7 protein-coding genes and 3 pseudogenes are annotated in these 10,344 nt (G+C 63.0%); 2 read left to right on the plus strand and 8 right to left on the minus strand.

Annotated elements, in window-relative coordinates:
* Positions 1-139: 139 nt before the first annotated feature.
* Positions 140-559, plus strand: a pseudogene (locus ACK59X_RS00220) (6-phosphofructokinase); the annotation flags it as partial.
* A 220-nt stretch (positions 560-779) separates the two neighbouring features.
* Here ACK59X_RS00220 and ACK59X_RS00225 read toward each other — a convergent pair.
* Positions 780-962, minus strand: a pseudogene (locus tag ACK59X_RS00225) (branched-chain amino acid ABC transporter ATP-binding protein); the annotation flags it as partial.
* Between the two features lie 189 nt (positions 963-1,151).
* Here ACK59X_RS00225 and ACK59X_RS00230 point away from each other — a divergent pair.
* Positions 1,152-2,072, plus strand: coding sequence for a helix-turn-helix domain-containing protein (locus ACK59X_RS00230; protein WP_409954446.1), 921 nt, complete (start codon positions 1,152-1,154; stop codon positions 2,070-2,072).
* Positions 2,073-2,198: 126 nt separating this feature from the next.
* Here the strand turns inward: ACK59X_RS00230 and ACK59X_RS00235 are convergent, their stop codons facing one another.
* The 7 genes and pseudogenes from ACK59X_RS00235 to ACK59X_RS00265 all read right to left on the minus strand — a co-directional run.
* Complete coding sequence (locus ACK59X_RS00235) at positions 2,199-3,629, minus strand: NAD-dependent succinate-semialdehyde dehydrogenase (protein WP_125953053.1); 1,431 nt, start codon at positions 3,627-3,629, stop codon at positions 2,199-2,201.
* Between the two features lie 22 nt (positions 3,630-3,651).
* Entirely contained in the window at positions 3,652-4,704 is a 1,053-nt protein-coding gene (locus ACK59X_RS00240; RefSeq protein WP_125953052.1) for an alcohol dehydrogenase, read from the minus strand.
* Positions 4,705-4,840: 136 nt separating this feature from the next.
* A complete protein-coding gene (locus tag ACK59X_RS00245) occupies positions 4,841-5,731 on the minus strand; it encodes a transporter (RefSeq protein ID WP_409954447.1) in 891 nt (296 codons plus the stop codon).
* 89 nt (positions 5,732-5,820) lie between these two features.
* A complete protein-coding gene (locus ACK59X_RS00250; protein WP_409954448.1) occupies positions 5,821-6,552 on the minus strand; it encodes a glucose 1-dehydrogenase in 732 nt (243 codons plus the stop codon).
* 57 nt (positions 6,553-6,609) lie between these two features.
* Complete coding sequence (locus ACK59X_RS00255; RefSeq protein WP_409954449.1) at positions 6,610-8,205, minus strand: flavin-containing monooxygenase; 1,596 nt, start codon at positions 8,203-8,205, stop codon at positions 6,610-6,612.
* 128 nt (positions 8,206-8,333) lie between these two features.
* On the minus strand, positions 8,334-9,236 hold the full coding sequence (locus ACK59X_RS00260; RefSeq protein WP_409954450.1) for an alpha/beta hydrolase: 903 nt from the start codon (positions 9,234-9,236) through the stop codon (positions 8,334-8,336).
* Between the two features lie 396 nt (positions 9,237-9,632).
* Positions 9,633-10,205 (minus strand): annotated as a pseudogene (locus ACK59X_RS00265) (ABC transporter ATP-binding protein); the annotation flags it as partial.
* Positions 10,206-10,344 lie beyond the last annotated feature (139 nt).

Here is a 10,344-nt window from a genome sequence, read left to right on the forward strand (position 1 = left end):
GACCACGGTTTGACGCCACGAATCGCAGATTTGAAAGTGAACAGGAAAGTCAATGAAATCAACGATCTACCAACACCACCTCCGCGCCAGTGCTAGCTTTTCGTACCGTCACTTATTGCACTGAAAACGAGGAGACCCCGAAAAGCGCCAGCGCTACACCATCATCTGCATCGGCGAGGGCGCCAAGCAGCGCGGCGGCAGCCTCACCGAACGCGAACGCGTGGCGCATAGCCCCGACCCGGTGCGCCTGGGCGGCGTGGGCCATGTGCTGCGCCAGCAACTGCAGCCGCACCTGAAAAGCGAAGTGCGCACCACCGTGCTGGGCCATGTGCAGCGCGGCGGCGACCCCACCCCTTTCGACCGCGTGCTGGCCACGCGCTTTGGCCACCACGCGGCGCAACTGGTGATCGCCGGGAAATTTGGCCGCATGGTCACGCTGCAAGACGGCCGCATCGGCAGCGTGCCGATCGCCGACGTTGCCAACACCCAGCGCACGGTGCCGCCAGGCCACGAGCTGATCACCACAGCGCGCGATATCGGGGTGTGCCTGGGGGATTGATGTGCCGCGTTGTCAGAGGCTGCGCGAGCAGCGTTTTGAGGGGCTGCTCCTCACAATCAACAGGGTCAGGTTACCGAGATGGATTGGATCCCAATAGTCTTTATTGCGTTCAAGGTGCTGGTGTTTGGCACGTGCATGTTCTTTGCCATCAAGTGGCATTACGACCAAGGCAAGAAGAAGCAAAACGATTCCAACGAACCGTAAGCCGTCAGTGCTCGCATCAAGCCCCCAGATACGCCTTGCGCACGTCTGCATTGGTGAGCAGCGCGGCGCCGGTGTCTTGCAGCACTACGTGGCCGTTTTCCAGCACGTAGCCGCGGTCGGCGATTTGCAGGGCGCGGTTGGCGTTTTGTTCCACCAAAAACACGGTGACGCCCTCGGCGCGGATCGCCTGGATGATCTCCATTTGATTGGAATCTGCCCCGTCCTCCCCATTCGACATGGGTAGGACGGGGCGCCAAGGCGGGTGCTTTTCCGCGCGGACTCAATACCATGAGCTATTAGTACTTACCCCCATGGAGGTCGCAGTTGCATTGATGAAAATCATAGACCGCCCACGTTTTGGGTCCGTGATGTTTCGGAGATGCTCTTTGTGAGTCAACTTGTTGCGCCTGATGAAGTTCCTCGCTGGATACCCGGCCAGCTGACGCTGGACAGCGTGCCAGTCGGTTGGGAGCAGGTAACGCTCAAGGGCTATCAGTACACGTCCCTTGACGTTGAAATACCCTCCATGCGCGACTACATGCTCGTGCGTTACAAGGGCGACGATGCGGTCATGAGTCGGCGCGCAGGTGGCGCCTGGACCAGCGAGCGGGTGGGGCAGGGCGTGTGCTCGCTGCTGACCCGCGGCGAGTCGTCGCAGTGGAAGTGGGACCGTCCGATCGAAGTCACGCACATCTATCTGGCCCACACCGAGCTGTGCCGTGTCGCCGAAGAGGTTTTTGAGCGAAGCGTGAGTGATGTGGGCATGGAAGACTGCGTGCGTGCCAAAGACGATGTTCTGCCCGTCCTTGTGTCCGCTTTCGAGTCCGAACTGCAAAGCGGCGGGCTGGGCGGTGGGCTGTACCGGTCGGCGTTGGTGAACCAGCTGTGCGTTCATCTGCTGCGCCGTTACGCCAAGGCCGGCGTGCGCGAGGTGCCGCTGGCCGGCCGCATGGCCGATTGGCAGCGGCGGCGTTTGGCCCAGTATGTCGAGGACAACCTGGATCGCAACCTCAAGCTCGATGAGATGGCACGCGAGGCGGGCGTCAGTGTGTCCGGGCTGATCCGCAAGTTTCATGCGGAGTTTGGCTGTGCGCCACACGCCTATGTTTTGCGCCAGCGCCTAGAGCGCGCCCGGCGACTGCTCAGTCGTCCTGTGGCGACGCCGCTGAAGTGCATTGCCATGGACTGTGGATTCTCTGACCAGAGCCATCTGGTGCGGCACTTCAAGCGGGCGTTCCAGCAGACACCTATGGAATTCCGAAGCGCTGTGATCGTGGCAGCACCACGCGAGACCGACAGCCTGTCCTGACTGGCGAATCGGTCAGGCGATGCCGCTGGTCGGCGTCACTGCCTGCGCCCACGATGGGGGGTAGGCAGCGGTGGCCGGTAATTTTTTAGAGGCTGCCCATCTTTGCGGATTGGCAGCCTTTGCGCCTCAATTGAGTTGCGACACAAACTTGGTGGTCAGATAGCCGTCGAAGGTTTCGCTGCCGCCCTCGCTGCCATAGCCGCTTTCCTTGATGCCGCCGAACGGTGTCTCGGCCAGCGCCAACCCGATGTGGTTGATGGACACCATGCCCGCTTCCAGCCCGCGCGAGATCTGGTGCGCGTTTTTCAGCGATGTGGTGAAGGCATACGACGCCAGGCCGAAGGGCAGGCTGTTGGCGCGCGCGAGCACTTCTTCCACCGTCTTGAATCGCACCATGCCGGCCATCGGGCCGAAGGGCTCCTCGGTCATGAAGCGCGAGTCGTCGGGCAAGTCAGCCAGCACCGTGGGGGCGAAGAAGTTGCCGTCGCCTTGCAGCCGATGGCCGCCCGCCACGATCTTGGCGCCGCGCTGGCGGGCGTCTTCCACGAAGTCCTCCATGGCGGCAACGCGGCGCGGTTGCGCCAGCGGCCCCATGCGGTTGGTTTCAACCAGCCCGTCACCGACCGCCAGGGCCTGCGCCCGCTGCGCGAATCGTTCGACGAAACGATCGTACACACCGTCCTGCACATAAAAGCGCGTGGGGGAGATGCACACCTGGCCCGCGTTGCGGAATTTGAAGCCAGACAGCACGTCTGCTGCCCGGTCGATGTCCGCATCGTCACACACGATGACGGGCGCGTGGCCGCCCAACTCCATGGTGGTGCGCTTCATCATCTGCCCGGCGAGCGCCGCCAACTGCTGACCGACGGGCGTGGAGCCGGTGAAGGAAATCTTGCGCACGATGGGCGAGCGAATCAGGTAGTCCGAGATCATCCCGGAGTCACCGGACACCACGTTCAGCACGCCCGGGGGCAAGCCGGCGTCGTGAAACAGTTGGGCGATCGCCTGCACCGAGGCCGGTGTGTCGCTGGAGCCCTTGAGGATAACCGTACACCCGGCGCCAATGGCCGCGACCACCTTGCGAAAGGCCTGGCTGAAGGGGAAGTTCCAGGGTGAGAACGCCACGCACACGCCAATGGGTTCACGCAGCACGGTCTGCTGGACGCTGGCATCGCGCGGTGGAATAAGGCGACCGTAGATGCGCCGGCATTCCTCCGCATGCCACTCGGCGTGCTCGGCGCAGACCGCCACTTCGCCCACGCCTTCGGCCAGGGGCTTGCCTTGCTCCAGGGTGAGATTGCGGCCGATCTGCGGCGCACGTTCGCGGATCAATGCTGCGACGGCTTTCAGCACTTGCGCGCGCTGCATCGCCGTGCTGTTGCGCCACGACGCGAACGCGCGCTGGGCCGCTGCCAGTGCCATGTCAAGGTCGGCCTGGGTGGCATGCGGCAACTGGCCGATCACCTGGTTGTTGGCGGGGTTCAGGACATCCTGCTCGCGGCGGCCTTCGCCGCGCAGCATTTGTCCGTCGATGTAGAGGCTGAGTTGGGGGTACATGGTGGGGTGTTCTTTCAGAAGCTCATGGGATCAGGACTGCGCGCCCGATCACCTTGCCGTGGTGCAGGTCGTTGATGGCCTGGTTCACCTGGGCCATGGGGCGGCGCGACACCGGAATCGACTTCATGCCGGTGCGCTTGACCAGCTCCACCAGCTCTCGCAGTTCGGCCAGGGTGCCGACGTAGCTGCCCTCGATGCACAGCGGGCGCAGCGGGATGGTCGCCAGGGAGATGGTCAGGTCGCCGCCCATCAGCCCGCAGATGACGATGTGGCCGCCGCGCCGGGCGCTCTGCATGGCCAGCGACACGGTTGCAGACGAGCCCACCAGGTCCAGAATCTGGCCGGCACCGCCTTCAGTCGCCGCGATGATCTGGCTGGTCGCATCGGCTGCCTTACCGTCAATCACCGCCAGCGCGCCGGCTGCCAGCGCGGCTTCGCGCTTGGCAGGGTCGATGTCCACCACGATCGCGCCTTTGCCGCCAAGGGCCTTCAGCACCTCGATGGCCATCAGGCCCAGGCCTCCGGCACCAATCATCACGACGGGTTCGCGGTGGATGCCTTCGCCCAGTTTCTTGATGGCGCTGTAGGTGGTCACGCCCGCGCAGGCCAGGGGCGCTGCCTCGGCGTCGTCCAGGCCGTCGATGTTGACCAGGTAGCGTGGGTGGGGAACGATCACGTAATCCGCAAAGCCGCCGGGCTTGACCACGCCAAGGGCGCGGCCCTTCAGGCAAAGGTTCTCATCGCCGCGCAGGCAGGTGGGGCATTCACCGCAGCCAATCCAGGGGTGGATCACGAAGCGGGAGCCGGTCGGGACTTCGCCTGCGTCCGGCCCGGCCGCCACCACCTCGCCACAGATTTCGTGGCTGAGGATGATGGGTGGCTTGATGCCACGGTCTGCCAGGTTCATGCGCTTGCCGCCGCCCAGGTCGTAAAAGCCTTCCCAGATGTGCAGATCCGTGTGGCAAAGGCCCGCAGCCTTCACCCGCACGAGCACTTCGGTTCCCTCGGGCTGCGGTGTCTCCCGCTCGACAAGTTCAAGCGGCTTTGAATGGTGCATCACGCAATAACAGCGCATGGTGTGTCTTTCCTTGAGTATTTGGATTTCAAAAATGTCAGGCTCGAATCGAAACGGCCATTGCCTGATGACAGCCTGCCATAACTGCGCGATCCAGTTTCAGGCGGCCGCCGGGCACCTACGGCCGCCTGCGTGATCAATAGAGCTTCAGCAGGCGCAGATTGATCTGGTTGTTGGCCTTGAAGCCTTCGCGCACATGGATGTCGCGGCCATAGGTGGCGATCAACTGCAGGTCGGGCTGCATGAACCACGCGGTGCCCACGTTGAACTTGGTGGTGGACTGGCGGTTGTTCTGGTCCACGCCGCCCACCTTGGTCTCGCCACCGAAGGTGTGGAACAGGGCAGCGCGCAGGTCCAGCGTCGGGCTGAGCTGGTAGCGCAAATGGGTCTGCAGCTGGTACAGCGGCTTTTGCTTCATCTCGGTTCTGCCGCCCGCGCCGTTGTTGAAGTCGTCGTTCTTGCCAAAGAGCGTCACGTCACCGGCGTAGTCCCAGTGGATGCCGGGCGCCAGTTGCACGATGCCGCCAGCCTGCAGCGCAAACTTGTAGCGGTTTTCGCCCAGGCCCAAAGACTGGTTGCGGTCATACGAGCCGGTCGGCAGCCACAGGTAAGGCGTGATGGCGAAGTGGTTCTTGTCACCGGGTTTGGTGAACCAGATTGCGGACGCGAGGATCAGGTCGCCCACGCTGCTTTTCGAGCCCAGGCCCGCAATGTCGTCCTTGGCGCTGAGCCGGCCAAAGGGCAGCAGAAACTGCGGGTCGATGATGAGGCCGCCCACTTCCATGAAGCGCACACCGCGCAAGATGCCCACGGTGGAGTCCAGCTGCGGGTTGATCGCCTGCCGGTTGCCCTGGCTGTATAGCTTGTCGCGCGTGGTGTGCTGGCCATAGACCACCAGCGCGGTGGTGCCGGCCGGCAGCGGTGTGTAGTCACCGGCGTCAAGTTCGATGGCGCTGGCCTGGCCGGCCTGCGCGAGGGCAGCCAGTGCGGTGGCCAGGGGTGCCAGTCGCTTGAAAAATTGCTTCATTGGTTTGTCTCCTGATGGGGGTCTTGTGCTTGCAGCGACGCCCCGGACTACCCGCTCGCGGCTTGAGTCCGGCGCGTTGCGGTTGACGATCAATTGGCCGTGTAGCCGCCGTCAACGACCAGTTCTGCGCCATGCACGAACGATGATTCGTCCGAGGCCAGGAACAGCACGGCCTGTGACACCTCGATCGGTTGCGCGGGGCGCTTGAGCAGCGTGGGGCCGAGCAGTGCCGGGCGGATGACCGGGTCGTCCAGCATGGCCTTGGTCATCTGGGTCTCAATCACGCCGGGGTGCACCGAGTTGACGCGGATATTGAACGGTGCCAGATCCACGGCGCAAGACTTGGTGAACAGGCGGACCGCGCCCTTGGAGGCTTCATAGGCGCTGGCACCGGGGGCACCGACCAGGCCGTAAATCGACGACACGTTGACGATGGTGCCGCCGCCGGCCTTTTGCATCAGCGGCACCGCCGCACGGGTGCCGATGAACAGGCCGCGCACGTTCACATCGAAGACGCGATCCCACTCGTCGTTGGTCGTGTCTTGCATGGGCTTGAGGATCAGAATGCCGGCGTTGTTCACCAGCACATCCAGACGGCCTGCACGCTCTGTGATTTGCGCCAGCGCGGCGTTCCATTGGGCTTCTTGTGTCACATCCAGCTGCAAAAAGTCGGCCTTGCCACCGTTTTTGCGGATGCTGTCCACGGTGGCTTGCCCTTCGGCTGCGTTCACGTCGGCCACGAACACCCAGGCGCCTTGCGCTGCCAGCAGCTCGCTGTGCGAGCGGCCCATGCCCATGGCACCGCCGGTCACCAAAATCACTTAGTTTTCTACGCGTTTCATGTTGTCTCCTTGGTTGGTTTTTTAAAAAATGCGCATTTACTGGAATACGAAACCCTCGTAGCCCTTGTTTTGCACTGCAGACAGCTCTTGCCGGTAAGCGCCGAGGCCGGCCATGTAGAAATACACGGTGTTGGTTTTGCCCGGGATGTTGGCGCCAAAAATCCAGGAGTCGGCCTTGGGGAACAGCGTCATGTGGGCGATGTCGTGGCAGGTTTTGGTCCAACCGGCTTCGGCCTCGGTGGTGGCTTCCACGGTTTTCAGATCCTTGGCGTTCACATCCTTGATCAGCGCGGCAATCCACTCGACCTGGCTCTCGATGGACGGTGGCAGGTTGGTGAACGGGCCGTTGGGGCCCAGCACCATGAACATGTTGGGGAAGTTGGCATTGGCCACGCCCATGTAGCTGCTGGGGCCCGATTTCCATTGCTCTTGAATCGTCAGGCCATTGCGGCCACGGATGTCGATCTTGGTGTAGTTGCCATCCACCGCATCAAAGCCGGTGGCAAAAATCAGCATGTCCAGTTCGTGCTCCACGCCATCGGTGGTTTTCACGCCCTTGGGGGTGATTTCGACAATCGGGTTGGCCTTGACATCGACCAGATCGACATTGGGCCGGTTGTAGGTGGCGTAGTAGCCGCTGTCGCACAAAGGGCGCTTGGCGTACAGGTCTTGCGGCATGAGCTTGCGCGCCGTCTCGGGGTCCTTGACGATTTCGGCAATCTTGCCGCGGATGAAGTCTTGCGCCGCCTTGTTGGCGCGCTCATCGGTGGCGATGTCGCAGAAGGTTTCGAACATGAAGCGGAAACCGCCGCCGTTGTCCCAGGCTTTCTGGAACACGGCCTGGCGCTCTTCTTCCGACACGCTCATGGCCGACACGGTGCTCTCCTTGAAGCCAAAGGCCACCACCGAGCCCTTCACCTGCTCCCAGATCTCGTCGTAGTTCTTCTTCACCTCTGCCACGTATTCGGGCGTGACCGGGCCGTTGCCCACGGGCACGCTGTACTGGGGCGAGCGTTGGAACACCGTCAGATGGCCCACCTTGGGCGCAATGGCGGTGATGACCTGGGTGCCGGTGGAGCCCGTGCCAATCACGCCCACGCGCTTGCCGTCGTATTGCACGCCTTCGGGCCAGTTGCCGGTGTGCAGCCACTCGCCCTGGAAGGTGTCCAGGCCCTTGATCTTGGGGACGTTTGTGGCCGAGAGCAGGCCCAGCGCGGTCACCAGGAATTTGGCGGTGTAGGCCTCGCCGGTGTCGGTTTTCACTTCCCACAGGTTGGTGGCTTCGTTGAAGTGGGCGGCGGTGATGCCGGTGTTGAGCTGGATGTCGGGGCGCAGGTTGTGGCGGTCGGCCACATGCTCCAGGTACGACAGAATTTGCGGCTGCGTCACATAGCGCGTGGTGATGTGCATCTCTTGCAGCAGCTCTTTGTCCCAGGAGTAGCAATAGACAAAGCTCTCGGTGTCGGAGAGCGCGCCGGGGTAACGGTTCCAGTACCAGGTGCCGCCCACGCCGCCGGCCTTGTCAAAGACGCGCACTTTCAGGCCCTGCTCGTCGCGCAGCTTTTTCAGCATGTACATGCCGCCAAAGCCGGCACCGATGACGATGGCGTCCAGATGTTGGGTTTTTTTCATGGTTGATCTCTCTGTGTGTTGCGGCCACAGCTGCGCCCAGCGGCGACGTAGTGGCCCGCGTTGTTGCAATGAAATGAAGAAAACTTCCCCAAGGCCCTCTGGCCCAGGGGTGCCTGGCTAACCGGCGCTCAGGCGCGCTTGAACCACTGGGCAATGCGCCGCAGCTCGTCGTCGGCCTCGGGGGCTCGGCCCGCCAGGAACGGGAAGACGTGCTGCATGCCGTCAACCACCGACAGCGTGACGTTCACGCCGGCAGCCTTGGCGATGCGCTCCAGGTCTTGCGCGTTGTCCAGCAGGGTTTCGGCACTGCCGGCGTTGATGTACAGGCGCGGAAAGCCCGTGTAGTCGGCCTTCAGCGGATTGGCCAGCGGGTCGGTGCGTGAGCCCTTCTCGCCCAGGAACATGCCCGACATGCCCTCCAGAACGGCCTTGCTGACCAGGGCGTCGGTGGCCGCGTTGGTCTGCAGCGTCTTGCCGACATGCTCCATGTCGAGCCAGGGCGAAAAGGCAATCACCGCGCCCGGCAGCGCCACGCCGTCCTGGCGCAGCTTCAGCACCGTGGAGATGGCCAGGTTGCCGCCCGCCGAGTCGCCGCTGGTGACGATGTCGGCTGCTTTGAAGCCACGCGCCAGCAGTTCTTTGTAGACAGCCGTCGAATCCTCGATCTGGGCCGGATACGGATGCTCGGGCGCCCGGCGGTAGTCGATCACCACCGCGGTCGCGCCCAGATGCTTGGCCAGGTGACCGGCCAGCTTGCGATGGCTGGCGGCCGAGCCCACGGCACAGCCGCCGCCGTGCGTGTACAGGATGACCTTCTTGGTGTCTGCGCCATGGGGCAGGGCCCAGATGGCTTCCACGCCGGCGAGCACGTCCGACTTGTAGGTCACGCCTTCAGGCTCGAGCGTGGGTTGATGCCACTCGTCGAACAGGCTGCGCAGGTCGGCGATGGTCATCGCGGGATTGGCGGCCATGCGGTCCGACCAGGACTGGTACAGCGCGCGCAAAAAATCAGACTGGGGGGAGGTACCCATGCTTGTCTCCTTTGGTTGTGGTGAGCAACGCCGGATTATTCGGAGGCAGTGCGCATGCGTATTGAAGGTCTTGCGCAGCGCGTTGTAGAAAATGAGCAAGGGGGGGAGAACCACGGGTTTCCCCCGGGGTGGAGCGTCGGGGATGAGTGGGTTTTTGCCCTGATGTGCGCTGACGTAATGGGATTTGCAGCTCTCAAACCCAAAGGGGCGCGGGCGATTGGTCGCGTCGGTATGCCCCTTCACGCCCTGGCAGAGAGCCTGTGCCCGATTGGATCGATGACGCGTCGCCATCAAGATGAATTCAGGCACTAGCCTTTATTTATCAAGCGCTGGTAGCTATCAAATCAAAAGCGGCCAAAGGCCGCTTTTGTCGTGCCAGTGCGCCCACACAGCGCATCAAGCCCCCAGATACGCCTTGCGCACGTCTGCATTGGTGAGCAGCGCGGCGCCGGTGTCTTGCAGCACTACGCGGCCGTTTTCCAGCACGTAGCCGCGGTCGGCAATTTGCAGGGCGCGGTTGGCGTTTTGTTCCACCAAAAACACGGTGACGCCCTCGGCGCGGATGGCCTGGATGATCTCGAAGATCTGCGCAATGATCAAAGGCGCCAGGCCCAGCGTGGGCTCGTCCAGCAGCAGCAGGCGCGGGCGGCTCATCAGCGCGCGGCCGATGGCCAGCATCTGCTGCTCGCCGCCCGACATGGTGCCGGCGCGCTGGCTGGCGCGATCCTGGAGGCGCGGGAACAGTTTGAAGACATGCTCCATGCCCGCGTCGATGGCGGCGCCGTCCTGGAAAAAGCCGCCCATTTTCAGGTTCTCGGCCACCGTCAGGTTGGAGAAGATGCGCCGCCCCTCGGGCGAGACGGCGATGCCCTTGCGCATGATCTGGTGCGTGGGCAGCTGGGTGATGTCCTCGCCCTCGAAGCGCACGGTGCCGCCGCTGGCGCGCGGCGTGCCGCAGAGGGTCATGAGGGGTCTCCTCGTTTTCAGTGCAATAAGTGACGGTACGAAAAGCTAGCACTGGCGCGGAGGTGGTGTTGGTAGATCGTTGATTTCATTGACTTTCCTGTTCACTTTCAAATCTGCGATTCGTGGCGTCAAACCGTGGTCG

It is taken from the genome of Acidovorax sp., from assembly GCF_046339755.1.
GTDB lineage: Bacteria > Pseudomonadota > Gammaproteobacteria > Burkholderiales > Burkholderiaceae_C > Acidovorax.

What these genes read in the sequence shown, in the direction of transcription:
- ACK59X_RS00235 (WP_125953053.1), bottom strand. Translation starts at nt 3,629, where the DNA reads ATGTACCCCCAACTCAGCCTCTACATCGACGGACAAATGCTGCGCGGC.
- ACK59X_RS00240 (WP_125953052.1), bottom strand. Translation starts at nt 4,704, where the DNA reads ATGCGCTGTTATTGCGTGATGCACCATTCAAAGCCGCTTGAACTTGTC.
- ACK59X_RS00245 (WP_409954447.1), bottom strand. Translation starts at nt 5,731, where the DNA reads ATGAAGCAATTTTTCAAGCGACTGGCACCCCTGGCCACCGCACTGGCT.
- ACK59X_RS00255 (WP_409954449.1), bottom strand. Translation starts at nt 8,205, where the DNA reads ATGAAAAAAACCCAACATCTGGACGCCATCGTCATCGGTGCCGGCTTT.
- ACK59X_RS00260 (WP_409954450.1), bottom strand. Translation starts at nt 9,236, where the DNA reads ATGGGTACCTCCCCCCAGTCTGATTTTTTGCGCGCGCTGTACCAGTCC.